Source organism: Stenotrophomonas sp. YJH_SMC_138 (assembly GCF_059369855.1).
In genome coordinates this window covers 126,129-150,409 of record NZ_JCAFTB010000003.1, presented here as the reverse complement: position 1 = coordinate 150,409, position 24,281 = coordinate 126,129, and the positions used below count along the sequence as shown (strand labels likewise).

Below are 24,281 nucleotides of genomic sequence, written 5' to 3'. Positions count from 1 at the left end.
AATTGGCGGCAACCGCTCTTGTCGGTGTCGCAATCGGCCGTTGCGGTGGCTGGAAAGCGGGATCACACTCGATCTATAAATCGCATCGTCCCCGTCGATGGGACGCAGGAGACCGTCATGAACCGCTCGTTGGCCACTGCCCTGCTGCTGGCAGGCGCCCTCATGGCGGGCAGCGCGAACGCCGCGCCGCGCGCCGTCACCGATCCGGATGCGCCCCGCGCGCTGCAGGCCAATGGCCCGGTCAGCGTGAAGTGGGACGATCCAGCCGGATTCACCGAAATCCGCCAGAGCACCAACCGCTTCGAGGCCGAACGCGGCAACTGGGTGCAGCAGCTGGCCAGCTACGTGCAGACCACGGCGGCCAAGCCGCTGCAGCCCGGGCAGACCCTGGACGTGACCCTGGTCGACATCAAGCGCGCCGGCGACTACGAGCCCTGGCACGGCCCGCGCGGCAGCGACATCCGGATCATGCGCGACATCTATCCGCCGCGGATCACCCTGCAGTACACGCTGAAGGACGCCAGTGGTCGCATCGTCGATGAGGGCGAAGCCAAGCTCAGCGACACCGGCTACCTGCACAACCTGGGGCTGAAGAGCGACAGCGATCCGCTGCGCTACGAGAAGCGCCTGATCGACGACTGGGTGAAGCGCGAGCTGAGCACGCGGGCTACTGCTGCACGATGATTCCGGGCAGCTCTACCCACCGGCAGGTGTCGACCTTGGTCGACACGCATTGCACGGTGCCGACCAAGGTCGGCTGCTACCAGAGCCGAGCGCGGACTCGGCTCTACACGTAGACTTTCGCCACGCGCTTGACCGCGCACGGCAGCTGGTAGGCACTCACGCCGCAGCGCGGCGCCAGTTCCGACAGCGTCGGCGCAGAACCCCACAGTTCCACCACACTGCCGATGCCGGCCTGCGCATGCGCGGTCAGGTCCACCGTCAGCATGTCCATCGACACGCGCCCGATCAGTACGCCGGGCTGGCCATCGATCAGTACCGGCGTGCCGTTGGGGGCGAACTGCGGATAACCGTCGGCGTAGCCAAGCGCGACCACGCCCACGCGGGTGCGCGCCTTGGCCACGAAGCGTGCGCCATAGCCCACCGGCTCACCGGCCTCGATCCATCGCTCGGCAATCACCTTCGACTGCATCGTCATCACCGGGCGCAGGCGCTCGGTCAGCGCGGTGTTGTCCGGCAGCGGATTGGCGCCGTACAGCATCAGGCCCGGGCGCACCCAGTCGCTGCGTACATCCGGCCAGCCCAGCAGTGCCGGCGAATTGCACACGCTGGTCTCGCCATCCAGGCCGTCGATGGCGCGCGCGAAGGTCGCCGCCTGTTCATGGGTGCGTTCGCTGTCCAGCTCGTCGGCACGCGCCAGGTGGGTCATCAGCACGATGCGCTCGACCTGCGGCAGCGCCGACAGGCGTGCATGCGCGGCGCGGAAGCTGTCCACGTCCAGGCCGAGGCGATGCATGCCGCTGTCCAGCTTCAGCCAAACGGTCAGCGGGCGCGGGCTGTCGAATGCAACCAGCGCTTCCAGCTGCCACGGCGAGCCCACCGCGAACCAGAAATCGTGCTCGGCCACCAGCGCCATGTCACTGGGTTCGAAGATGCCTTCCAGCAGCAGGATCGGCGCACGGATCCCGGCCTGGCGCAGTTCCAGCGCCTCTTCGATGGTGGCCACGCCGAAACCATCAGCCTCGCCTTCCAGCGCCTGTGCACAGCGCACCGCGCCATGGCCATAGGCATCGGCCTTGATGATCGCCAGGGCCTTGCCACCGCCCAGTTCACGGGCAAGCCGGTAATTGCTGCGCAGGGCGCCCAGATCGATCAGCGCGCGGGCAGGACGCATGTGCGGTTCTCATGTTGCGGGGCGTGACCGTACTGGCCGTAGCGGAAAATATCCAGGCCTTCGGTGCTGATCTGCGGCTGGCGCGCGCTCATCAGGTCGGCCAGGTAACGGCCCGAGCCGCAGGCCATGGTCCAGCCCAGGGTGCCGTGGCCGGTGTTGAGGTACAGGTTGCGGAACGGCGTGGCGCCGATCACCGGCGTGCCGTCCGGCGTGGCCGGGCGCAGGCCTGTCCAGAACTGTGCGCGCGACAGGTCGCCGCCCTTCGGGTAGAGGTCGCTGACCACCAGCTCCAGGGTCTCGCGACGACGCTGCGACAGCGACAGGTCGAAACCGGCCACTTCGGCCATGCCGCCGACGCGGATGCGGTCGTCGAAGCGGGTCACCGCCACCTTGTAGCTCTCGTCGAGGATGGTCGAGGTCGGCGCCATCGCCGGGTCGGTGATCGGCAGGGTCAGCGAATAGCCCTTCAGCGGGTACACCGGCAGGTGCATGCCCAGCGGTGCGACCAGCGCCGGCGAATAGCTGCCCAGCGCGACCACGAAGCGGTCGGCGGTTTCCCGCTTGCCGTCGATGCGCACGCCGGTGATGCGGTCGCCCTCGAACTCCAGGCCGGTGATGTCCTGGTCGAAGCGGAACTCGACGCCGGCGTCCACGCACATCTGCGCCAGGCGCCGGGTGAACAGCTGGCAGTCGCCGGTCTGGTCACGCGGCAGGCGCAGCGCGCCGACCAGGCCGTCGACATGGGCCAGGGCCGGTTCGGCCTGGATGATGCCGGCGCGGTCCAGCACCTCGTACGGCACGCCGTACTGGGCCAGGATCTCGATGTCCTGCGCGGAGGCATCCAGCTGCTGCTGGGTGCGGAACAGCTGCGTGGTGCCCAGGTCGCGGCCTTCGAACTCGATGCCGATCTGCGCGCGCAGCTCGTTCAGGCAGTCGCGGCTGTACTCGGACATGCGCACCATGCGCGCCTTGTTGATCGCGTAGCGCTCGTGGGTGCAGTTGCGCAGCATCTGCCACAGCCAGCGGTACTGGGCCAGGTCCATGCCCGGCTTGATCGCCAGCGGCGCGTGCTTCTCGAACAGCCAGCCGATGGCCTTCTTCGGCACGCCCGGGGCGGCCCACGGCGAGGTGTAGCCGAACGACAGCTGGCCGGCATTGGCGAAGCTGGTTTCCAGCGCCGGGCCGGGTTGGCGGTCGATGACCGTGACTTCAAACCCGGCCTGTCGCAGGTACCAGGCACTGGTGGTGCCGATCACGCCGCTGCCGAGGACTAGAACTCGCATGGGACTTCTCCAACCCGATCATTCCCTACACTGGAGCGTGCCGGGACCATAATTGGGGAAGTATAGACAGCCATTCCCAGTTGATTTGCCTGTTTTGAAATCAACCGGCAGGATGTTCTCCTGCAATTCATTCCCCAAGGTTGACGGCCATGGCCACCCGTACCCGCGAACTGGACAAGATCGACCGCAAGATCCTGCGCATCCTGCAGGCGGAGGGCCGTATTTCCTTCACCGAACTGGGTGAGCGGGTCGGCCTGTCGACCACCCCGTGCACCGAGCGCGTGCGCCGGCTCGAGCGCGAAGCGGTGATCACCGGCTACCACGCCCACCTGGACCCGGCGGCGGTGAAGGCCAGCCTGCTGGTATTCGTGGAGATCAGCCTGGCCTACAAGTCCGGTGACATCTTCGAAGAGTTCCGGCGCGCCGCCCTGAAGCTGCCCAATGTGCTCGAGTGCCATCTGGTCTCGGGCGACTTCGATTACCTGCTGAAGGCGCGGATCAGTGAGATGGCCTCCTACCGCAAGCTGCTCGGCAGCACCTTGCTGACACTGCCGCATGTGCGTGAATCCAAAAGCTACATCGTGATGGAAGAAGTGAAGGAAACGCTGAGCCTGCCGATTCCGGATTGAGGCGGTCGCAGGTTGGGGTCAGAGCCCGCGTTGCGGGATCCGGCCCCGGTCGGGGTCAGGCAAGGGGTCAGATCCCGCGCAGCGGGCTCTGACCCCGGTCATGTCGCCAGTCAGCGCTGCTGCGGATGCTTCTGCGAGCGCTGTTCCTGCTGCTTGCCACCCTTGTGCGGCTGCTGCGGTTCCATCTGTTGTTGCTGCTGTTGCTGCGGGTTGCGGCCCTGCGGTTCCTTGCCGGGATGACGGTTCTGCTGGTTTTTCATGATCGCGATCCAGTGGACAAAGGACATGCGGCGGCGGAATGCCGGCGCAGGGCCACGGTGGTCCCGGCACGGTTAATCGCAGGCGAAAAAGCAGTGATCGGCAGGATGTTGTTTTCGTGCGTTCAGGCCGTGCAGTGTGTGGAAGCTGCCACCCTTGCCTGGCATCCGAGGTCAGCGCTTGATCTGCTGCCCATCGCCGGCCGGCACGCTGTCGTAATAGCGGCCGGTACGCGAATCGAACACCCGGTTCGGGCCAGCCGGGCGCACGCCAGGCACGATGCGGCCATTGCGGTCATAGACCTTGTCGGCCGGCCTCGGCGCCGGGGTGGGCGCAATCCGGGCAGGACCCGTGGACCTGATCGGCTGCGCCGGCTGCGGCGACGGCAGCACCTGCGGCTGGGGGCGTGCGGCCTGCGGCGGCGGTACCACCGGCGCCGGAGCCACGGTGGTCGCGCTGCGGGTGACCGTCGGGTCGGCAGCAGGCACCTGGGCCAGCGCCAACGTGGGCAACAGGGCCATCAGCAGCAGGGGAAGGGTCGGTTTCATGGCACGCTCCGGCGTGGATCGCATTTACCTTGCGCCTGCACCTGTGTGCCGCCCATGAACGGCCGTCACACTTGCAAGCGCGCGCCGGCACCCCCACGTTTTCCGGCATCCCCAGGCCATCGACCCCACGGAGAGCCGGCATGACTGCCTTCGACCTGACGCCCCCCACTGCCACCCAGACCGAGGCGCTGATCGCCGGCCTCAGCAGCGAAGAGCGCCGCGTGCTGCTGCAGCACGGTACCGAAGCGCCGTTCTGCGGCGTGTTCCTGGACAACAAGCGCGAGGGCGTCTACTGCTGCCGGCTGTGCGCGCTGCCGCTGTTCCGCTCCAGCACCAAGTTCGATTCCGGCACCGGCTGGCCCAGCTTCTTCGCCCCGTTCGACCCGGCGCACGTGCGCGAGATCCGCGATACCAGCCATGGCATGGTGCGCACCGAGATCACCTGCGCGCGCTGCGGCAGCCACCTCGGCCACGTATTCCCGGATGGTCCGCCGCCCACCTACGAGCGCCACTGCCTGAACTCCGTCTCACTTTCGTTCACCGGCAATGGCGAGCCCTGGCCCGACCCGTTGCAGCGTGGCGGCGCGGAAAGCGGTGTGGCGGGCTGAAACACCCCGCTGACCGATTTCACAGAATTCCCTCTTCAGAAAACCGGGTGACGGGCCGACAAGGAGATATCCCCTCTCCTTGCGTCGCCCCATGCTCATCATCGTTGGATTCCTGGTCGTCATCATCAGCGTGATCGGGGGCTACCTCGGTGCCCACGGCCGCCTGGGTGCCCTCTGGCAGCCCTACGAACTGGTCATCATCGGCGGTGCCGCACTGGGTGCGTTCCTGGTCGGCACCCCGGCCAAGACGGTCAAGCAGACCCTGCAGGCCATGGTCGGCGTGTTCAAGGGCCCGCGCTACAAGCAGCAGGACTACATCGATGTCCTCAGCCTGCTCTATGAACTGCTCAACAAGGCCCGCCGCGAAGGCTTCATGGCCCTGGAAGACCATGTCGAGCGGCCGGCCGAGAGCGCCCTGTTCGCCAACTACCCCAAGGTGCAGGCCGACCACCACCTGATCGACTTCATCACCGACTGCCTGCGCCTGATGATCGGCAGCAACATCGAGCCGCACGAGCTGGAGCCGCTGCTGGAGCTGGAACTGGAAAAGCACCACGCCGAGGCCATGGCGCCGTCGCAGGTGCTGACCAAGGTCGCCGACGGACTGCCCGGTTTCGGCATCGTCGCGGCGGTGCTCGGCATCGTCATCACCATGGGCTCGATCGGCGGTGACATCGTCGAGGTCGGTGGCCACGTGGCCGGCGCGCTGGTCGGTACCTTCCTCGGCATCCTGCTGGGCTACGGCTTCGTCGGCCCGATGGCGGCAGCAATGGAGGCACGCGCCGAGCAGGACAGCCGCATCTATGAATCGGTCAAGACCGCCCTGCTGGCCTGCCTGCGCGGCTACAACCCGAAGATCGCGCTGGAATTCGCCCGCAAGACGCTGCCGTCGAACGTGCGCCCGGCCTTCTCCGATTTCGAGCAGCACCTGAAGACGGTCAAGTAAACCATGGCCGAGACCAAGCCCACTGTCATCGTCCGCCGGGTCAAGAAGGCCGGCCACGCCGCCCATCATGGCGGTTCGTGGAAGGTGGCCTATGCTGACTTCGTGACCGCGATGATGGCGTTCTTCCTGGTGCTGTGGCTGATGGCCACCACCAACAAGAACGACCGTGCGGCCATTTCCGAGTACTTCCGCAACCCCAGCCCGCTGAGCGGGCAGAACGCCACGCCGGCGCCCGGCATGGCCGGCCCGGGCGGCGCAAGCACCTCGATGATCAAGCTGGGTGGTGCCACCGACATCTCGCGCGGCAGCAGCAACGATCCCTTCCAGAACCAGAAGGAAGCGGTGCCGCAGCCGGTGGACCAGCAGCAGCGCGACAAGCAGCAGCTGGAAGCGTTGATGAAGGAACTGCAGGAAGCGATCAGCAGGAGCCAGGCACTGGAGCCGTTCAAGGACCAGCTGCTGCTGGACCTGACCCCGGAAGGCCTGCGCATCCAGATCGTGGACAAGCAGAACCGGCCGATGTTCGACCTCGGCAGCGCTACGCTGAAGCCGTATACGCAGCAGATCCTGCACGAGCTGGCCAACTACCTGAACCACGTGCCGAACCGGATCAGCCTGACCGGCCACACCGACATCACCGCCTATTCGGCCGCGCGCGGCTACGGCAACTGGGAGCTGAGCGCCGATCGTGCCAACGCCGCACGGCGTGCGCTGGTGGACGGTGGCCTGGAGGACAGCAAGATCACCCGCGTGGTCGGCCTGTCTTCGTCGGTGCTGTTCGACAAGGCCGACCCGCAGAACCCGATCAACCGCCGCATCAGCATCGTGGTGATGACCCAGGCCGCCGAAGCGGCCGCCCTGGCCGGTGCCGGCCCGCAGGTGGGACTGTCGGCGCCGACCGCCGACCCGGACGTGCAGGCCGCGCAAGGTGAGGCCGCGCCCGTGGCACGTTGAACCGGGGTCAGATCCCTTTTCCATGGAAAGGGATCTGACCCCGCCTGCGTGCGGCCGGTACAATGGCGGTCTTTCCGTTTCCAGGTGATTTCACCCCCATGTCCCAGAACTCCAAGGCCAAGCGCGACAAGCGCAAGAAGCAGCAGGCCAAGCGCCCGTTCCTCCGCCTGAATGCCCAGCAGCAGGTGCAGAACCATGCCGTGCTGACCAACGAAGATGGCCAGGTGGTAGCGGCCATCGGCCTGCAGGGCCGTGAGTGGCTGCTGGCCATCGGCGGCCAGACCATGGGCAACGCCGAAAACCCGGTGCCGATGCTGGCCATGCTCAAGCACCTGGCCAACGTGCAGGAGAAGGAAGGCCGCAAGGTCAACCTGGAGTACTCCGAACTGCTGCAGAAGCTGCTGGACACCCTGGCTGCCGAATCCGAGCAGACCGCTGACGAATACCTGGACAAGCTGGTTGCCGAATTCGAAGGCGTCGACGCCGCTGAGGGCGAAGAAGGCGAAGAAGGCGAAGCCGTCGAAGGCGACGCGGCCGAAGAAGCTGCTGCCGAGGCCGCCCCGGCCGCTGACAGCGACAGCAAGCCGCAGGCCTGAACCGGCCGCGGCGGTGACGGTCTACGTCGATGACGCGGTGCATCCCTGGCGCGGACAGCGCTGGGCGCACCTGATGGCCGACACCCTGGCCGAGCTGCACGCGATGGCGGCGCAGCTCGGCATTCCCCCGCGGGCCTTCCAGAACAAGGCCAGCGGTGCTCACTACGACGTCACTGCCGAGCTGCGCGCACAGGCCATAGCGCTCGGTGCGCGGGCGATTTCCCGGCACACCGACCGTGACCTGGTCAAAGCGGTGATTGCCAACGCCAGGGCGCAGTACCGGCCGTAGGCCGCGCCCAGCAGATCGTCCCCGCCGGGTCGTGCCCGGCGGATCGGCCCATCGCTCAGAACGGGTCGCTGCCCAGCCGGATTTCCACGTTCAGCAGCGAGCACAGCGCCAGCATCGCGTCGTCGTCGCGGGTCAGCGCCATCACGCCGGTGAAGCCGTCGCTGCCGGCATCCACGCTCCACAGCGTGTAGTTGTGCTCGCGCAGGCGGTCGAAGGCGGTGGACATCAGCTGCACGCCGTCCAGGCCCTCGGCGAAGTCCTCGTCGTCCAGGTCGCCGCCCCAGTCGAGTTGCAGGTTGAAGCGCGCCGACAGCTCGTTCACCGCCGACTGCAGCGATTCCAGGTCATCGCGCTCCACATCGAAACCGGACTGCCAGGCGATGGCCGTGAACAGGGCCGGCAGCCAGTCGCTGTCCGCTTCCAGCGGCTGCCCGTCCTCGGACAGGTGCTCGCGCCAGCGGTTGAACTGCTGCAGGGCCAGCTCTTCGTCGCCCGGGTTGATCAGCACCAGCAGGTTCCAGACCCGCGCCTCGAAGCCCTCCTCGTCGAAGTCGTGGATGTCTTCCTCGAAGTCGAAATAGTCGCTGTTGTCGGGCATGGCGGAACGTCCTCTGGGGCAGGCCCGCATTCTACGGTTTATCCTGTGCCGCTGAAGCCGGCCTTGGTGGCCGTCACTGTGAATGAAGCGATGAGCGATACCCCTCCCGACCACCTGGCGATCAACCCGGCCAGCCCCTTCCATGATGCGCAGGCGCTGGAGCGCGGCGTTGGCGTGCGTTTCAACGACGTCGAGCGCGACAACGTCGAGGAATACTCGGTCAGCGAAGGCTGGATCCGCGTGCAGGCCGGCAAGGCCCGCGACCGCCGCGGCAACCCGATGACCATCAAGGTCAAGGGCAAGGTCGAGGTGTATTTCCTGGACCAGAAGCCGGAATAACCGGCACCGGCATGTAGAGCCGAGCCCGTGCTCGGCTGCTTTTCGTTCCGGGTTCATGACGCCTGAAGCAAGCGCAGCCGAGCACGGGCTCGGCTCTACATGGCAGGGCGGAATAGGCGTCAGCGTCAGCAACGCCCGGTCCCAGGCGTCATTCGCGCTTGCGCGATTCCAGCAGGTCCAGGTTGCGGATCAGGCGCCGCGAGATCTCATCGGAGATCACCCCGCGCCGGGTCAACCGGAACAGTTCCTCGCGCTCGGCATTGAGGCCCGCGCTGCGCAGCTGGCGGTAGCCCAGCTCCATGCGCCGCACCTTCTCCGGGTCCACGTCGGGGCCGTCGTTGTCTTTCTCCAGGTGCCGCTGGTACAGCAGGCTCACCCGCGAGGCAGCATCGTTGTACAGCTGCACGTTCTCGGTGTTCTGGTTCATCACCAGCTGCTGGCGCATGCGTTCGACCCCGGCCAGCGCGGCCTTGGAGGACAGCTTGCGTGCCAGGTCCTCTTCCTTGCGCTCGCCCGAATCGGCTGGCAGCTGCAGGCCCTTCAGCAGCTGCGGCAGCGCCACGCTGGCGCCGATCAGCGAGAACAGGATCACCGCCGCGGCCAGAAAGATCACCAGGTCGCGCGCCGGGAACGCACTGCCATCGGGCAGGAACAGCGGCAGGGTCAACACACCGGCCAGGGTGATCGCGCCGCGCACACCAGCCACCGAGGTCGCCACCACGATGCGCCAGTTCGGCGCCTCGCCCCGCTCCAGGCCACGGCGGCGCGCGCGCAGCAGGTTCCAGCGCAGCGACAGCCATACCCACAGCAGGCGCAGCAGGATCAGCGCCAGGTTGATCACCACCACGTATACCAGCAGCCACCATGCACTCTGGTGGCCGGACTCGTTCATGGTGGTGGTGGCGCGCTCGACGATGCCCGGCAGCTGCTCGCCCAGCAACACGAACATGATGCCGTTGAAGCTGAACTGCAGCATGTTCCAGACGCCCGCGCGCTGCACGCGCATGCTGCCGGAGACACGGCCGGTCAGCTCGACGTAGCTCATCGCGATACCGGCGGCGACCGCAGCGAGGATGCCCGAGGCATGGATTTCTTCGGCGAGCAGGTAGGCCGCGAACGGAATCAGCAGGTTGACCAGCATCGCCGCACCCGGCTCTTCGCCGAAGCGGCGCCACAACCAGCGCTGGAAGGTGGACACGCCGAGGGTGACCGCCACGCCCACGGCAAGGCCGGCCACCGCCACCCACAGGAAGGTCAGCGAGGCCGTGGCCAGCGAGAAGGAGCCGGTCATCACCGCGGCCACCGCGAAACGGAAGCAGACCAGGCCGGACGCATCGTTGAGCAGCGACTCGCCTTCCAGGATGTGCATCAGGCGCTTCGGGATCGGTGCCTTGGAGGCGATCGCCCCGACCGCCACCGGGTCGGTCGGCGAGACGATGGCCGCCAGCGCGAAGCACACTGCCAGCGGCATCACCGGAATCATCCAGTGGATCAGCAGGCCGGCGCCGATCACGGTGAACACCACCAGGCCGAACGCCAGTTCGAGGATCGCGCCCTTGTCGCGGAACAGGCCCTGCTTGGGAATGCGCCAGCCATCCAGGAACAGCAGCGGCGGCAGGAACAGCAGGAAGAACACTTCCGGCTCCAGCGCATGGCCGCGGTTGAACACGCCGGCGATCACCGCGCCCAGGCCGATCTGCACCAGCGGCAACGGCAGCGAGAACGGGAGGACGCGAACCAGGTAGCCGCTGGCGACAACGGCCACCAGCATCGCCAGGACGACTTCAATGGTATGCATGCTTCTTCCAGGAAGCGGCGCGTGGGGAGGCACGAGGGCCAGCGCCGGAAACCCGGAAAAAACTACCACATGCGGCCCTGACCGCGACGGCCGGGGCCGCCGCGCGTCAGCCCCGGCTCATGCCCCGTCGAACCGGTACAGATCCATGGCCAGGAAGCCGGCATCGATGCCGGCGTGGATGCGGCGTGCGCCGAAACCGCCCTCGCCGGCCGCTCCCATCGCGAAGAACAGCGGCAGCAGGTGCTCGTCGGTCGGGTGCGCACGCTCGGCGAACGGGGCCTGCCGGCGGTAATCGAACAGCGCCTGGCGGTCATCAGCGGCCAGTCGCTGCTCCACCCACTCGATGAAGGGCCGCACGTATGGCGCTTCCTTGCCGTCCTGGTAGTCGCCCCAGTCGTGCAGGTTGTGGGTGATGCTGCCCGAGCCGACCAGCAGCACGCCCTGTTCGCGCAGCGGCGCCAGCGCACGGCCCAGCGCGAACTGATGCTCGGGGCCGAGCAGCGGCTGGATCGACACCGGCACCACCGGGATGTCGGCCTGCGGGAACAACAGCCGCAGCGGTACCCACGCGCCGTGGTCGAGGCCACGCTGCGGGTCGATGGCCACTGTCAGGCCTGCGGCGGCGATGCGGCCGGCCACTTCTTCGGCCAGTGCCGGATCACCCGGCGCCGGGTATTGCAGTTCGAACAGCGCGCGCGGGAAGCCACCAAAGTCGTGGATCGTCGGCGGCTGCGGATGTGCGCCGACCAGCGGCTGCCGGCCCAGCCAGTGCGCCGAGGCCGTCACGATGGCGCGCGGCGGCGGCAGGTCGCGCGCCAGCTCGGCCAGGCGCACACCGACCTGGCCCGGATGCAGGGCGGTCATCGGCGAACCATGGGAGATGTACAGCGAAGGCAGGCGGGACATGGAATTCTCCAGTTGCAGGATCAGGCGGCGATCAGCGCGAACGCAGGGTCCACTTGCCATCGCCGACCAGGAACAGCACCACCAGCGCCAGCGCCCAGAACGCCGGGTATTCCCAGCCGCCGCCGGCATTGGCGAAACCGAAGCCGTTGGCGCCGTGCACGGTGACGATGGTGCCCAGCAGCAGCGGCACGCCGACCAGGCCCACCCAGCGCGCATAGATGCCCAGTAGGAGCGCGACAGTGATCACCAGCTCGACGCCGAGGGTGAGGTAGCCGAGCACGCCGGGCAGGCCCAGCGACTCGAAGAATGCTGCCGTGCCGGCCGGGGTGAATACCAGCAGCTTGGTCAGCGCATGGACCAGGAACAGCACGCCCAGTGCCAGGCGCAGCAGGGTGGCGCCATACGGGGCCAGCGGCGAAACAGGAGCGGTCGTGGCGTGCATCGGAAAGCACCTTGAAGGGAGTGGGCTCAGGTTATTGCGCCTTCACGCACCGATAAATACGATCGATTGACCGTATTTATTTCAGAAGGCGCAACAATGGACACCCTTGAGGCGATGCGCGTGTTCGTGGTGGTGGTCGAGCGCAACGGCTTCAGCGCCGCCGCCCAGGCCCTGGACATGTCCACCGCCGGCGTTACCCGCCAGGTCGCCGCACTGGAAAAGCGCCTGTCCACCCGCCTGCTCCATCGCACCACGCGGCGGGTCAGCCCCACCAGCACCGGCGCCGCCTACTACGCCCAATGCGTGCGCCTGCTGGCCGAGTTCGACGCGCTGGAGGCCAGCATCGGCGCGCAGGCGCTGGAGCCCTCCGGCATGCTGCGCATCAATGCACCGGTCAGTTGGGGCATCGCCCGCCTCGGTCCACTGCTGGCCAGTTACCGCGAACGCTTTCCGCAGGTGGAACTGGACCTGGCCCTGTCCGACCGCCTGGTGGACATGGTCGAGGAAGGCTACGACGTGGCCATCCGCATCACCCGCGAGCCGGGCCCCACCCTGATCGCCCGCCGCCTGGGCGAATCGCGGGTGAGCCTGTGCGCCGCGCCGGCCTACCTGGCCGCACGCGGCGCCCCTCAGACCCCGCAGGACCTGCAGGCGCACGCGTGCCTGGGCTACAGCTACTGGGCCGCCGGTGACCACTGGCCGCTGCAGGGGCCGGGCGGCGAAGTGAAAGTAGCGGTGAACAGCCTGCTGCACGCCAACAACGGCGACGTGCTGCGTGAAGCGGCGATCGCCGGCATGGGCGTCATCCTGCAGCCCGACTTCCTGCTGGAAGACGCGCTGGCCGATGGCCGCCTGGTGCGCGTGCTGCCGGAATGGGAGGCCTCGCCGATCGGCATCTTCGCGGTCTATACCAGCCGCAGCCACCTGGCACCGAAGGTGCGCAGTTTCATCGACCATCTGGTGGACGCCGGGGTGTAGCCGAGTCTGGCGCTGGTCGGCAATCAGACACATCCCGGTCCTGGGCGAATGCCGGCCAGCGGCCGGCACTACCGTCATGCTTCGGTCGGGTAGTGCCGGCCGCTGGCCGGCACATACGAAACCCCGTCATGTTTCGGTCGGGTAGTGCCGGCCGCCGGCCGGCACATACGAAACCCCGTCATGCCTCGGTCGGGTAGTGCCGGCCGCTGGCCGGCACATACGAAGCCCCGTCGTGCTTCGGTCGGGTAGTGCCGGCCGCTGGCCGGCACATACGAAACCCGATCAGGCGGGAACCTCATCCAGCGCGTCGATGATCTGTTCCAGCGGCGCCGGCCGCCCCAACAGGTAGCCCTGCACCTGGTCACAGCCATGCGCAGCCAGCCAGTCCAGCTGCCCCGGCGTCTCCACGCCTTCAGCGATGATGGTCAGGCCCATGCTGTGGCCCAGCGACAGCAGCGCGCGGCAGATCGAGGCATTGCGTGGATTGGTTTCCACGTCGGCGACGAAGCTGCGGTCGATCTTCAGGATGTCCAGCGGCAGGTGCTGCAGGTAGGACATGCTGGAATAGCCGGTGCCGAAATCATCCAGCGACACGCGGATGCCCTGCTCGTGCAGGCGCTGCATGGTCTGCATCGCCTGTGCCGGCTTGCGCATCAGGCTGCTCTCGGTCAGCTCCACGTGCAGCGCGCCACGGGCCAGGCCGAAATCCTGCTGGGCACGGGTGAATTCGGCCACCAGGTCGCTGTTGAAGAACTGAACCGCCGACACGTTGACCGCGATCGGCAACTCACCCCACCCGGCCTCGACCAGACGGCGCTGCGCCTTCGCCGCCGCGCGGATCACCCAGCGGCCCAGTGCCAGGATCAACCCGGTGTCCTCGCACAGCTGGATGAACTCGTTGGGCGGGATGAAGCTGCCATCGGCCTGCGGCCAGCGCAGCAGTGCCTCCAGCGCTGCCGGGCTGCCATCGCCGGCATGCCGGATCGGCTGGAAATACAGCTGGAATTCGTTGTCGATGGCGGCATGGATGCGCCCGGCCAGGCGCAGGCGGTCGGCCAGGCGCGTGGTCACGGCCGCGTCGAACCAGACCACCACGTTGCCCTCGGCGCGCGCCGCATGCGCGGCCTGCGCGGCCATGCCGATCACCTGCTCGGCCGTGTGCCCGTCACCAGCGATGTGCACGGCCACGCCGATGCGCGGCTCGAACTGGTGCAGCGAGTCCTTGCCGCGCATCGGCGCCGACACGATCTGCAGCAGGTCGTCCAGCACGCGCTGGGTATCGTGCTCGGCACCGATGGCGAAGACGAAATCCTCGGCCGGCTGGAACGCCAGCGTGCCACAGCGTGCGCCCAGGCCCCCGAGCCGGGTCGCCATCGACTGCAGCACCGCATCGCCGATCTCGCGGCCCAGCGTATCGGCCACCAGCTGCAGCCCGCGCAGCTGCACGAAGGCGATGGTGTAGCCCTCCTCCTGCTCGTCCAGCTGTTCGGTCAGGGCGCGCACATTGAGCAGGCCGGTGGCCGGGTTGTGCCGTGCCTGGTAGGCCAGGTCGCGCTCGTAGGCCAGCCGCTCGCTGACATCCTCGGCCAGCACCAGGCACGCGGGCTGTCCGTCGAAGTCGAGCTTGGACAGGTGTGCGCGCACCTCGAACACACTGCCGTCCTTGCGCCGGTGCAGGCGCACGGTCGCGTCGGGGGGATCGCCCACCTGCGCCCGCTGGATGGCACCACGCACTTCGTCCCAGCCTTCGCGCGGGCGGATGTCGAGGATGCTCATCGCCAGGAACTCGTCGCGGCTGTAGCCATACTGGCGCACTGCAGCGTCGTTGACCTCGATGAAGCGCAGCGTATCCGGGTCGAACACCCAGAACGGTGCAGGATTGCGGTCGAACAGCAGGCGGAAGCGGCGTTCCACTTCGCTCATCTGCTCGCGCGCCTGATAGCGTTCGCTCAGGTCGGTCAGCGCACCGATCATGCGCCGCTCGCTGTCGGCCACTTCCACCCGCTGCCCGCGCGCGCCGACCCAGCGCACCTCGCCCCCGGGCAGCACCAGGCGGAACACCTGGTCGAGCACAGCGCTGCCGGCGAAGGCCTGGTCAAAGGCCTGCTGCAGGCGTGCGGCATCATCGCGATGCACGCGCGCGAAGAAATCCGCGACCGGCAAGGCGTCGGTCTGTACCCCAAAGATCTCGCGGGCCAGCGGCGACCAGCGCAGCAGCGCGGCGTCCTCATCCACGTACCAGGTGCAGACACGCCCGACATGGTGCGCCAGGCGCAGCTCGGCGTGGCCCGTCTTCAGTTCCTCGGCCATCGCCTGCTGGCTGCGGGTGCTGCGGCGCACGGCGTACAGCAGTACCAGCAACACCGCGATGTAGGCCAGTACGATCGCCACCGACGCCTTCAGGTACGGCCACCACGGTGCGAGTACATCTTCGTCGGCCAGGCCGACCTGCACCGCCAGCGGGCTGCGTTCGAGCGTGCTGATGGTGAGGATGCGCGGCACGCCGTCGACAACGCCGGGCATGCTGCCCAGCTCGACCACTGCCTGCGTGCCGAGCAGGTCCCGGCGCGGCAGGTCATAGCGGCGGCCCACCGTGCCATGCGGATCGGGTACGCGGGCCAGCATGTAGCCCTGGGCATCGCTGATCGAGACCAATCCGTTGGGACCGACATCCAGGCCGCCGACGATGCGCTGCAGTTCGCCACAGCGCAGCCGTGCCAGCAGCCAGCGCCCATCGGCCATCGGCAGCGCCAGCGGGACCACCCAGCCCCCGTCGCTGGCGCGCTGTGGTGGGCCGATGTACAGCGCGCTGCCCGAGCCGCGCCGTTGCGGATCGGTCCACAACGGCAACTGCAGGTCGCCCTTGCCGGCCGTCAATGCGCGGCCATAGCTGTCGAGCACCACGATGCTGTGCAGTTCGGCGTGCCGGCGCAGCACGCCGCCGATGGAGGCATCCAGCAAGGCCGGCGCCTGTGCCGGCACGCTGCGGAACAGTTCCGCGGCGTCGGCGGCGATGCCGGTCATGGCCCGCTCCAGGTTGCGCAGCTCCAGCGCCAGCAGGCGCTCGCTGCCCACCGCCAGCGCGCGGCTCTGCCGCTGCGCCGCTTCCAGGCGGCGGTGGTGGTCGTTGACCAGCATGAGGGCCAGACCGGTCACCAGCAGTACGCCCAGCAGCACACCGCCCCAGGTGATGGCGCGCAGCGGCCGGGCCAACGCCCGTTTCAGCGCGGGCATCGGTTGATGTTCCTTGTGCAGTCGGCTGGCTTCATGCGCGAACGAATCCTCCACGTCCCCGACCTCAACGGCCGGCGGACGCCATTCTTGACGCCTGACCCCATCCTGCATGGCCACCTCCCCGTGTCCGCGCAGGGCTCGAGGGTCCAGCATGCACCACCCCGGTGACGGCGTGAAGATCGCATCCGCACGTTCAGCCAGATCCTGCACAGGGCGAGCCCCGCAGGGGGGCGGCCAGTGGCGCCGGAGCGGATTAGACTTGGGGTTTTCCGCTGCAAGAGAAGTCCATGTCCAAGCTGCGCCGTCCCACCCTGGCGCTGGCCATTGTTGCCAGCCTGTCCCTGGCCGCCTGTGACCGCCCGGCCGACCCGGCCGTCGGTGCCACCGCGCCGGCCGATGCCGCCCCCGCTGCGGCCAAGCCGATGCTGGGCAGTTTCGGCTTCGATGCCAGCGGCATGGACCGCAGCATCGCCGCCGGCGACGACTTCTTCGGCTTCGCCAACGGCACCTGGGTGAAGAACACCGAGATTCCGGCCGACCGCTCGCGCTTCGGCAGCTTCAATGTCATTGCCGAGAAGACCCTGGCCGACACCCGCGCCATCCTGGAAGGGGCCGCCGGCAACACCCAGGCCAGCGGCGACGACAAGCTGATCGGCGACTACTACGCCGCCTACATGGACGAAGCCGGCATCGAGCAGCACGGTCTGGCGCCGGTGCAGCCGCAGCTGAAGGCCATCGATGCGATCGCCGACAAGGCCGGGCTGGCCCGCGCACTCGGCGGCGACCTGCGCGCCGACGTCGACCTGCTCAACGCCACCAACTTCTACACCGACCGCCTGTTCGGCCTGTGGGTGTCGGTGGACATGCTGCAGCCGGATCGCACCGCGCCGTACCTGGTGCAGGGCGGCCTGGGCATGCCCGACCGCGATTTCTACCTGGGCGATGGCCGCATGGCCGAACTGCGCAAGCAGTACCAGGCCTACATCGCACAGATGCTGCAGCTGGCCGGCGTCGCCGACCCGGCCGGCAAGGCGCAGCGCATCCTCGCGCTGGAAACGAAGATCGCGCAAGCACATGCCACCCAGGAAGAAACCAACGACGTGACCAAGGGCGCCAACCCCTGGACCCAGGCCGACTTCAATGCAAAGGCGCCGGGCCTGGACTGGAACGCCTTCCTCGATGCGGCCGCGCTGGGCAACCAGCAGGACTTCATCGTGTGGCAGCCCAAGGCCGTGGCCGGCCTGTCCAGGCTGGTCGCCACCGAGCCGCTGGACGCCTGGAAGGACTACCTGGCGTTCCACGCGCTGGACCGTGCCGCCGCCTACCTGCCGAAGAAGTTCGCCGATGCCCGGTTCGCCTTCCATGGCACCGCGCTGAGCGGCACGCCGCAGCAGAGCGACCGCTGGAAGCGCGCGGTGGACGATGCCAACCATGCCGTCGGCGAAGCGATCGGCAAGCGCTACGTCGAAAAGCACTTCGACGCCAGGACAAAGGAGCGTGCGGACGAGATGGCGAAGAACATCATCGCTGCTTTCGCCAAGCGCATCGACGCGCTGTCGTGGATGTCGCCGCAGACCAAGGCGCATGCCAAGGCCAAGGTCACGGGCCTGACCGTGGGCATGGGCTATCCGGAGAAGTGGCGCGACTACACCGGCCTGGAGATCCGCCGTGATGACCCGCTGGGCAATGCACAGCGCGCCGAGCTGTTCGAGTACCAGCGCAACATCGCCAAGCTGGGCAAGCCGGTCGACCACAGCGAGTGGGCGATGCTGCCGCAGACCATCAATGCGATGAACGTGCCGCTGGAGAACCGCCTGGTGTTCCCGGCCGCGATCCTGCAGCCGCCGTTCTTCGACGGCGCTGCCGACGACGCGGTGAACTACGGTGCGATCGGTGCGGTGATCGGCCACGAGATCAGCCACGGCTTCGACAACGCCGGCGCGCTGTTCGATGAGACCGGCAAGCTGCACAACTGGTGGACCGCCGAGGACCTGAAGCAGTTCAACGCCGCCGGTGATGCGCTGGCCGCGCAGTTCAGCAGCTACGAGCCGTTCCCCGGCGTGCACGTGAACGGCAAGCTGACCCTGGGCGAGAACATCGCCGACGTGGCTGGCCTGGGTACCGCCTACGATGCCTACCAGCTGTCGCTGCAGGGCAAGCCGGGCCAGACCCTGGAAGGCTTCAGCCCGGACCAGCGCTTCTTCCTCGGCTTCGCCCAGGCGTGGCGCAGCAAGAGCCGCGAGCAGGCGCTGCGCAATTCGCTGCTGACCGATGTGCATGCCCCGGGCCAGTTCCGCGCGCTGACCGTGCGCAACATCGACGCCTGGTACCCGGCGTTCGAAGTGAAGGAAGGCCAGAAGCTGTACCTGGCCCCGGACAAGCGGGTCAAGGTGTGGTGATGTAACCGGAACGGGCGCCGCAAGGCGCCCGTTTCATTTCCGGGTAGCGGCCAACCTTCGTCGGCACATACTCCGCTCTGGTGGGTGCCGACCTTGGTCGGCACATACTTTGCTCTGGTGGGTGCCGACCTTGGTCGGCACGGGGTAGAAATCCACGCATGGCGTGGATCTACCTGCGGGTGATGGCAGCCATCAGCAGGGCACTCCCAGCCAACACCGCCGCAGCCCACAGATTCGCATGCAGGCCCACGCCATCCAGCAGGCGGCCACCACCCCACGCACCCATTGCGATGCCGATGTTGAATACCGCCACATACAACGCGGTGGCGATCTCCACGGCCTGCGGCACCGCCTTCATCATCCAGCTCATCAGGCCCACCGATACACCGCCATAGGCCAGACCCCACAGCAGCAGCACTGCAATACCTGCGGAGGGCGTATTTCCCACCCACAGGAACAGCAGAGGCGTCAGCAGCAGGCCCGAGGCTATCGCCAGCAGCATGCCCCGTGGATGGCGCGCAGCCAGCGGCCCGGCGATGAAGTTGCCGGCGATGCCAGCCAGGCCGTACCCAAACAGCAGTGCACCTATCCACGACGCATCCACGCCCGATACGGACGTCAGCAGCGGCCGCACGTACGTGAAGGCGATGAAGTGCCCGGACACCAGCAGCCCGGTCAGCCACAGGCCACGCCGCAGGTTGCGCTGGCCAAGCTGCTGCACGAACTGACGCGGGCGCACCGATGTGCTGACCGGCAACGCGGGAACCACCCGCAGATGCAGCAGCATCACCGCCGCACTGAACAACGTCATCGCCACGAACGCGCTGCGCCAGCCCAATGCATCCCCGATCAGCGCGCCCAACGGAACGCCGAGCACCGAAGCTGCGGCCACGCCTCCGAAGATGATCGAGGTGGCCAGACCGATGCGCTGCGCAGGTACCAGGCGCGCTGCCAGCCCACCGGCAATGGTCCAGATGCCGCCCATGCAGAACCCCACCAGCACACGCGCGGCCAACAGCCAGCCGATGCCAGGTGCCAGCGCCGACGCAAGGTTGGCGACCAGCAGCAGGCCCAACAGCGCACACAGGATGCGGCGACGATCGATGCCACCGGCTGCGATCACCGCAAGCGGGGCGAACACTGCCGCCAGCAGGGCGGGCAGTGAGATCATCAGGCCGGCGGTGCCGGTGGACGCGCCGAAATCTTCGGCGATGGGAGTCAGCAGGCCGACCGGCAGCATTTCGGTGGTCACCACCGAGAACGTGGCGAGGCCGACGGCGGAGACCGCCCACCACGGATGGCGGGGCACAGACGCGGCATGCGCAGGCGATGAAGCGCTCACGGGATGATTCCTTCAGGAGATGTGGACGCGGCAGACGGGCGCAGCGCACGTTGCACGAGCAAGGCGAACAGCAGCACGTCACCTCCTGCCGCCAGCGCAACCACAAAACCGCTGCGCACGCCCGCCGCATCGACGCTCTGTCCGGACAGCGCCGCGCCCAGCGCCACGCCGATGTTGAGGCCGGCCAGCAGCCACGTCATGCCTTCGGTCAGGCGTGCTTCGGGCACGCGTTGTTCAACCAGCGACATCGCTACGATCATCGTCGGCGCGAAGAACACCCCGGCCAGCAGTACCGCAGCGGCCAGTGCCGGCAGACTGCCGACCCACAGCAGCGGCAACGTGGTCAATGCGGTGGCCGCTGCTCCGGCCAGCAACAGGCGCGGCAGCGGCATCGGCAGCTTCAGGGCACCAAACAGCAGCCCCGCCGTGCAGCTGCCCAGCGCGTAGGCCGACAGCACCCAGCTGGCAGCTAGTGGCTGTCCGCGCAGCTCGGCCAATGCCACGCTGGTGATGTCGACGGTGCCGACGATCACGCCCATCGCCAGCATCAGCAACGCCAGCAGGCGGATCTCCGGTTGCCGCAGCAGCGAGTGCGAGGATGTTGCACCTTCGTAGTGCTGTATCGGCGGCTCGGTGCCCCGCTGCAGCACCAGTGCGGCGACGCCGGCCACCAGCGGCAGGGCGGCCGCCAGTACGCCAGCCTGTGGCCATACCGCCACCGACAATCCGACGGACAACGGTGGCCCGGCGATGAAGGTCACCTCGTCGAACACGGTCTCCAGCGAATACGCGGTCTGCAGCTGTGGTCGTCCGCGATGGGTCGCGGTCCAGCGCGCTCGCACCATCGCCGACACGCTGGGCATGCAGCCGGCCAGCATCGCCGCAACGAACAGCGTCCAGTCCGGCGCGGCCAGCAGCGTGCACGCGAGCAGCAACAGCAGACCGGCCGCACTGGCCGCAGTGGCCCATGGCAGTACCCTGCCCTGCCCGCGCCGGTCGACCCAGCGCGACACCTGCGGCGACAGCAACGCATAGGTCAGCACGAAGGTGGCCGACACCGCACCGGCCAGTGCATAGCTGCCGCGCAGCTGGGACAGCAAGGTGATGATGCCGATACCGGTCATCGGCAGCGGCAGGCGTGCCAGCAGCCCGGCCAGGGCGAGGCCGGCGGTGCCGGGGGTCGCGAACAGGTCGCGATAGGGGGTGGCCATCAGGTTCTCCAAGGCAGCGACTTGCCTGGCGCACGGGGCGCCATGACAATACATACAGGGCGTATGAATAAGAGGCTACATTCATACGCGTCGTATGTAAATAATCATGCACTGCGTATGTAAGGAGCTCTGAATGGTTCGCCGCACCCGCGCCGAGATGGAAGAAACCCGCGCCACCCTCCTGGCCACCGCCCGCCGGGTGTTCAGCGAGCATGGCTATGCCGCCACCTCGATGGACGACCTGACCGCCCAGGCCGGGCTGACCCGCGGCGCGCTGTACCACCACTTCGGCGACAAGAAGGGTCTGCTGGCGGCTGTCGTCGCCCAGCTCGATGCCGAGACCGACCAGCGCCTGCAGGCGATCAGTGATGCCGCCGACGATGCCTGGGAGGGCTTCGTGCAGCGTTGCCGCGCGTACCTGGAGATGGCGCTGGAACCGGAGATCCAGCGCATCGTGCTGCGCGACGCGCGCGCGGTGCTCGGTGGCGCCTCACCGGAATCGCAGCGCCACTGCGTGCATTCGATGCAGCACCTGATCGAACATCTGGTTGCCCAGGGCGTGGTGGCACCGGTGAATGCGCAGGCGCTGGCGTCGCTGATCTATGGCAGCCTGGCCGAGGCCGCGTTCTGGATCGCCGAGGGCGAGGATGGCGACGTGCGTCTGCGGCAGGCGACGGCGGCGCTGGAAATGCTGTTGCGCGGGTTGAAGTCGGCGGGGTAAGGCCCATCCACGCATGGTGTGGATCTACTGCGGCTCCTGCGGCACCGCGCGCAACGCGTGCCAACCAAGGTTGGCACCTACCGGGGAACGGTGGGCCACTCGCGCAGCACCGACACCGGCACGCCCATGCGCGCACAGGCGCGGCTGGCCAGGCCATCGGGCAACGCACGGCGGAACAGCGGCGCCATGCCCTGCATCAGCTTCGCCGACGCGGCGGCCTGCGCGCGCTGACGGCCACTGCGTTCAAGCATGCCTTCGGCCCAGTCCGGCAGCAGTGCCGCGCCTGCACCCAGGAACACTTCGCGCGACAGCCCCGGCACCGGTACCGGCAGGCGCACGCCGGACAGCACCTCCAGCACCTCGCGCGAGCGCTCGTCGACGCGCAGCTCCGGCTGCCGCGCACAGAAGTACGCCGCCACTTCCGCTTCGCTGCGCGGCACGTCCACCGCACCCAGTGCCTCGGCCACGCAGCGGTACTCATCGTAGTAACGGTCGGCGACGTGTGCCGGCACCTCCCGTCCGTACCGGCGGAAGCCCTGAAGGAACCCGAACGCCTCGGTCACATGCACCCAGGTCAGCAGCTGCGGATCATCGGCGGCGTAGGGTTCGCCCTGTGCGGTCTGGCCGCGGATCCGTGCATGGATGCGGCGCACCTTGGCCACCAGCGCCTCCACCTCGCCGGTGGGCGCATAGCTGGTACCGGCAACGAACGCGGTGGTGCGACGCAGGCGACCCACCAGGTCCTGGCGGAAATTGGAGTGATCGTAGACCCCGGCCAGCGCGCGCGGATGCAGGGTCTGCAGCATCAGCGCGCACAAGCCACCGGCCAGCATCGAGGGGAACTCGGCGTGCAGGCGCCAGGTCACGCTGTCGGGTCCAAACCAACCCGGGTCACCCAGCGGCTGGTCGTAATCGATGCCGCTCTGGCCACGGGGGAAGGCCTCCAGCACCCAGCGCCGGATCGGCGCGGTGACGGGGCGGGAGAGTCGCTGCAGCAGAGCCGGCATCACAGGTCCAAGAAAGACGGAAGAACAGTCGCATCTTGCGCGGTTGGCTCCGATTCTCGGCGATCACGACCGCGGCTGCGAGTCTCCGCGCTCAGCCACGGTTCCATGTGCAGCCGCAGCACGTTTCACCCTGCGACATCCTGTCGCAGGCTGCGACCGCGATGCTGCGATGCAACAACATTCACCGATTCAGGGGAAGCCCTTGCGCAGCTTGGCATTGCGCCCATTGCACGGCTCGCTGGAAGTGCTAGAAATGGAACCGCCACACCGTCCAATGCTGATCGACGCACGTTCCACAAGGAGCCAGCCATGATTGCTTTGTTCAAGGGTTTGGGAATTCTGCTTCGCGACAACGAGCTCTACAGCAGCCCGTTCGATAAACAGGTCGCGCATTGGCGCAATCTCAGCGAGCAGCAGATCCGCGATGAAGTCGCGGTGCTGGCCCAGGCCAAGTGCCAATGGCTGATCGCCTCGATCATCGGCTGGCAGGCAGCCTCGCTGCTGATTCTTGGCCTGATCGCCAACTACCTCTGGCGCGACGACTTCCATATCACGTTCACCCGCGTGGTAGTCGTGTTCGGCTCGTGGGTCTCGATCCTGTTCGTGATCTGGTTCATGGCCAACATGTTCGATCAGCAGGCCGGTTTCGAGCGCTGGATGAAGGCGTTCAACAGTCGCGCACGCATCAGCTGCAAGGCCGACAGCGTCGAGCACGTGGCCGAGGCACTGGACCTGGCCGAGCATTATCCGGAAGTGCTCGATTACAAGCAGGCGGTCACCGCCAAGCGCGAGCTGCGCCACGAGGACATCCGCATCATGACCGAGATCGGGCGCATGAAGCAGCACTCCGAACTGGTCGGCCGCCTCAACCACGTGGGCGAGAACGAGCACCACCACGACCTGACACTACAGCCTGCCTACTGACCCTTCAGGGAAGCGGGGGGAGCCACAATGCCACCGTGATCACTCACGGTGGCATTGTTCTTTCCGATCCTCGCTGACGCACTGGGCGAAGCCCTTCGGCAGGCCCCTGAACTCCCGGGTCGTGCCGGCCGCCAACGCGAACGACCGTATCGGCGCTTTCGCACAGGCGGCATCAGGACGACAGGCCGGGTCCAGCACCAGGTAATGGCACTGGCCGCTGCGGCTGGCCATGCACTCGAAACGCGCCACGCCGTCCACTACCGTGCGCTTGCTGTACAGCGTGTCCACGCCATTGGCGGTGGTGCGGGTGATCGCGGTTCCAGTGGACTTCCGGCAACCGGCAAGCGCCAATGCGGCGAAGCCGACAAGCAGGAAAAAACGCATGCAATGCTCCTGGTGACAGAGGCTGCGGCGCG

25 protein-coding genes are annotated in these 24,281 nt (G+C 67.6%); 12 read left to right on the top strand and 13 right to left on the bottom strand.

Annotated features, from left to right (window positions below; all coding sequences use genetic code 11):
* Positions 1–117 precede the first annotated feature (117 nt).
* Positions 118–684, top strand: coding sequence for a DUF3016 domain-containing protein (locus AC5P7I_RS08865; RefSeq protein WP_014645805.1), 567 nt, complete (start codon positions 118–120; stop codon positions 682–684).
* 103 nt (positions 685–787) lie between these two features.
* Here the strand turns inward: AC5P7I_RS08865 and alr are convergent, their stop codons facing one another.
* Positions 788–1,855 (bottom strand): alanine racemase, encoded by a 1,068-nt coding sequence (alr, locus tag AC5P7I_RS08860; RefSeq protein ID WP_014645804.1) that lies wholly within the window; start codon positions 1,853–1,855, stop codon positions 788–790.
* Positions 1,834–3,138 (bottom strand): D-amino acid dehydrogenase, encoded by a 1,305-nt coding sequence (locus AC5P7I_RS08855; RefSeq protein ID WP_014645803.1) that lies wholly within the window; start codon positions 3,136–3,138, stop codon positions 1,834–1,836. Before AC5P7I_RS08855 ends, alr begins: the two co-directional genes overlap by 22 nt.
* A gap of 149 nt (positions 3,139–3,287) precedes the next feature.
* On the opposite strand from AC5P7I_RS08855, the gene AC5P7I_RS08850 reads away from it, so the two are divergent.
* Positions 3,288–3,767 carry an Lrp/AsnC ligand binding domain-containing protein gene (locus AC5P7I_RS08850; protein WP_004140558.1) on the top strand — a complete coding sequence of 160 codons (480 nt, stop codon included), beginning with the start codon at positions 3,288–3,290 and terminating at the stop codon, positions 3,765–3,767.
* A gap of 110 nt (positions 3,768–3,877) precedes the next feature.
* Here AC5P7I_RS08850 and AC5P7I_RS08845 read toward each other — a convergent pair whose 3' ends face one another.
* Together AC5P7I_RS08845 and AC5P7I_RS08840 are read right to left on the bottom strand one after the other, a co-directional pair.
* Positions 3,878–4,054, bottom strand: a complete 177-nt coding sequence (locus AC5P7I_RS08845; RefSeq protein ID WP_049441350.1) for a hypothetical protein — start codon at positions 4,052–4,054, stop codon at positions 3,878–3,880.
* Between the two features lie 144 nt (positions 4,055–4,198).
* Positions 4,199–4,573, bottom strand: coding sequence for a hypothetical protein (locus tag AC5P7I_RS08840; protein ID WP_014645801.1), 375 nt, complete (start codon positions 4,571–4,573; stop codon positions 4,199–4,201).
* Positions 4,574–4,713: 140 nt separating this feature from the next.
* Between AC5P7I_RS08840 and msrB the strand changes: the two genes are divergently transcribed.
* The 5 genes from msrB (at position 4,714) to AC5P7I_RS08815 (ending at position 7,966) form a co-directional block, all read left to right on the top strand.
* Entirely contained in the window at positions 4,714–5,181 is a 468-nt protein-coding gene (gene msrB / locus AC5P7I_RS08835) for a peptide-methionine (R)-S-oxide reductase MsrB (RefSeq protein ID WP_005415117.1), read from the top strand.
* A gap of 91 nt (positions 5,182–5,272) precedes the next feature.
* The gene (motA, locus tag AC5P7I_RS08830; RefSeq protein ID WP_014645799.1) at positions 5,273–6,127 is read left to right on the top strand and encodes a flagellar motor stator protein MotA; all 855 of its coding nucleotides are present in this window, start codon (positions 5,273–5,275) and stop codon (positions 6,125–6,127) included.
* Positions 6,128–6,130: 3 nt separating this feature from the next.
* Positions 6,131–7,081, top strand: coding sequence for a flagellar motor protein MotB (gene motB, locus AC5P7I_RS08825; protein ID WP_053495233.1), 951 nt, complete (start codon positions 6,131–6,133; stop codon positions 7,079–7,081).
* 98 nt (positions 7,082–7,179) lie between these two features.
* Positions 7,180–7,677 carry a hypothetical protein gene (locus AC5P7I_RS08820; protein WP_032959246.1) on the top strand — a complete coding sequence of 166 codons (498 nt, stop codon included), beginning with the start codon at positions 7,180–7,182 and terminating at the stop codon, positions 7,675–7,677.
* A gap of 13 nt (positions 7,678–7,690) precedes the next feature.
* Positions 7,691–7,966, top strand: coding sequence for a DUF4031 domain-containing protein (locus AC5P7I_RS08815; protein WP_032959248.1), 276 nt, complete (start codon positions 7,691–7,693; stop codon positions 7,964–7,966).
* A gap of 55 nt (positions 7,967–8,021) precedes the next feature.
* Here AC5P7I_RS08815 and AC5P7I_RS08810 read toward each other — a convergent pair whose 3' ends face one another.
* Positions 8,022–8,564, bottom strand: coding sequence for a DUF6630 family protein (locus tag AC5P7I_RS08810; protein WP_032959249.1), 543 nt, complete (start codon positions 8,562–8,564; stop codon positions 8,022–8,024).
* Positions 8,565–8,654: 90 nt separating this feature from the next.
* Here AC5P7I_RS08810 and AC5P7I_RS08805 point away from each other — a divergent pair, with 90 nt between their 5' ends.
* Positions 8,655–8,903 (top strand): DUF3297 family protein, encoded by a 249-nt coding sequence (locus AC5P7I_RS08805; RefSeq protein WP_005415112.1) that lies wholly within the window; start codon positions 8,655–8,657, stop codon positions 8,901–8,903.
* 148 nt (positions 8,904–9,051) lie between these two features.
* Here AC5P7I_RS08805 and AC5P7I_RS08800 read toward each other — a convergent pair whose 3' ends face one another.
* The 3 genes from AC5P7I_RS08800 to AC5P7I_RS08790 form a co-directional block, all read right to left on the bottom strand.
* Positions 9,052–10,701 (bottom strand): Na+/H+ antiporter, encoded by a 1,650-nt coding sequence (locus AC5P7I_RS08800; RefSeq protein ID WP_014645794.1) that lies wholly within the window; start codon positions 10,699–10,701, stop codon positions 9,052–9,054.
* Between the two features lie 117 nt (positions 10,702–10,818).
* Positions 10,819–11,607: a dioxygenase family protein gene (locus AC5P7I_RS08795; protein ID WP_262088267.1), complete on the bottom strand. Its 789-nt coding sequence runs from the start codon at positions 11,605–11,607 to the stop codon at positions 10,819–10,821.
* A 31-nt stretch (positions 11,608–11,638) separates the two neighbouring features.
* Positions 11,639–12,049 carry a DoxX family protein gene (locus AC5P7I_RS08790; RefSeq protein WP_046428617.1) on the bottom strand — a complete coding sequence of 137 codons (411 nt, stop codon included), beginning with the start codon at positions 12,047–12,049 and terminating at the stop codon, positions 11,639–11,641.
* 96 nt (positions 12,050–12,145) lie between these two features.
* Between AC5P7I_RS08790 and AC5P7I_RS08785 the strand changes: the two genes are divergently transcribed.
* Entirely contained in the window at positions 12,146–13,027 is an 882-nt protein-coding gene (locus AC5P7I_RS08785; protein WP_262088268.1) for a LysR family transcriptional regulator, read from the top strand.
* 282 nt (positions 13,028–13,309) lie between these two features.
* Here AC5P7I_RS08785 and AC5P7I_RS08780 read toward each other — a convergent pair whose 3' ends face one another.
* Positions 13,310–16,372 carry a bifunctional diguanylate cyclase/phosphodiesterase gene (locus AC5P7I_RS08780; protein ID WP_262088269.1) on the bottom strand — a complete coding sequence of 1,021 codons (3,063 nt, stop codon included), beginning with the start codon at positions 16,370–16,372 and terminating at the stop codon, positions 13,310–13,312.
* 176 nt (positions 16,373–16,548) lie between these two features.
* Here AC5P7I_RS08780 and AC5P7I_RS08775 point away from each other — a divergent pair, with 176 nt between their 5' ends.
* Positions 16,549–18,660, top strand: a complete 2,112-nt coding sequence (locus AC5P7I_RS08775; RefSeq protein ID WP_032959257.1) for a M13 family metallopeptidase — start codon at positions 16,549–16,551, stop codon at positions 18,658–18,660.
* Positions 18,661–18,829: 169 nt separating this feature from the next.
* On the opposite strand, the gene AC5P7I_RS08770 is transcribed toward AC5P7I_RS08775, so the two are convergent.
* Together AC5P7I_RS08770 and AC5P7I_RS08765 are read right to left on the bottom strand one after the other, a co-directional pair.
* Positions 18,830–20,002 (bottom strand): MFS transporter, encoded by a 1,173-nt coding sequence (locus tag AC5P7I_RS08770; protein WP_262088270.1) that lies wholly within the window; start codon positions 20,000–20,002, stop codon positions 18,830–18,832.
* Positions 19,999–21,213 carry an MFS transporter gene (locus AC5P7I_RS08765; protein WP_495222150.1) on the bottom strand — a complete coding sequence of 405 codons (1,215 nt, stop codon included), beginning with the start codon at positions 21,211–21,213 and terminating at the stop codon, positions 19,999–20,001. The genes AC5P7I_RS08770 and AC5P7I_RS08765 overlap by 4 nt, the downstream gene beginning before the upstream one ends.
* A gap of 133 nt (positions 21,214–21,346) precedes the next feature.
* Here AC5P7I_RS08765 and AC5P7I_RS08760 point away from each other — a divergent pair, with 133 nt between their 5' ends.
* Positions 21,347–21,934 (top strand): TetR/AcrR family transcriptional regulator, encoded by a 588-nt coding sequence (locus tag AC5P7I_RS08760; RefSeq protein WP_014645786.1) that lies wholly within the window; start codon positions 21,347–21,349, stop codon positions 21,932–21,934.
* A 77-nt stretch (positions 21,935–22,011) separates the two neighbouring features.
* Here AC5P7I_RS08760 and AC5P7I_RS08755 read toward each other — a convergent pair whose 3' ends face one another.
* Positions 22,012–22,941, bottom strand: a complete 930-nt coding sequence (locus AC5P7I_RS08755; protein ID WP_197603046.1) for an oxygenase MpaB family protein — start codon at positions 22,939–22,941, stop codon at positions 22,012–22,014.
* Positions 22,942–23,250: 309 nt separating this feature from the next.
* Here AC5P7I_RS08755 and AC5P7I_RS08750 point away from each other — a divergent pair, with 309 nt between their 5' ends.
* Positions 23,251–23,865 carry a hypothetical protein gene (locus AC5P7I_RS08750; RefSeq protein ID WP_495222149.1) on the top strand — a complete coding sequence of 205 codons (615 nt, stop codon included), beginning with the start codon at positions 23,251–23,253 and terminating at the stop codon, positions 23,863–23,865.
* A gap of 39 nt (positions 23,866–23,904) precedes the next feature.
* Here AC5P7I_RS08750 and AC5P7I_RS08745 read toward each other — a convergent pair whose 3' ends face one another.
* Complete coding sequence (locus tag AC5P7I_RS08745) at positions 23,905–24,249, bottom strand: hypothetical protein (RefSeq protein WP_262088273.1); 345 nt, start codon at positions 24,247–24,249, stop codon at positions 23,905–23,907.
* Positions 24,250–24,281: the final 32 nt, after the last annotated feature.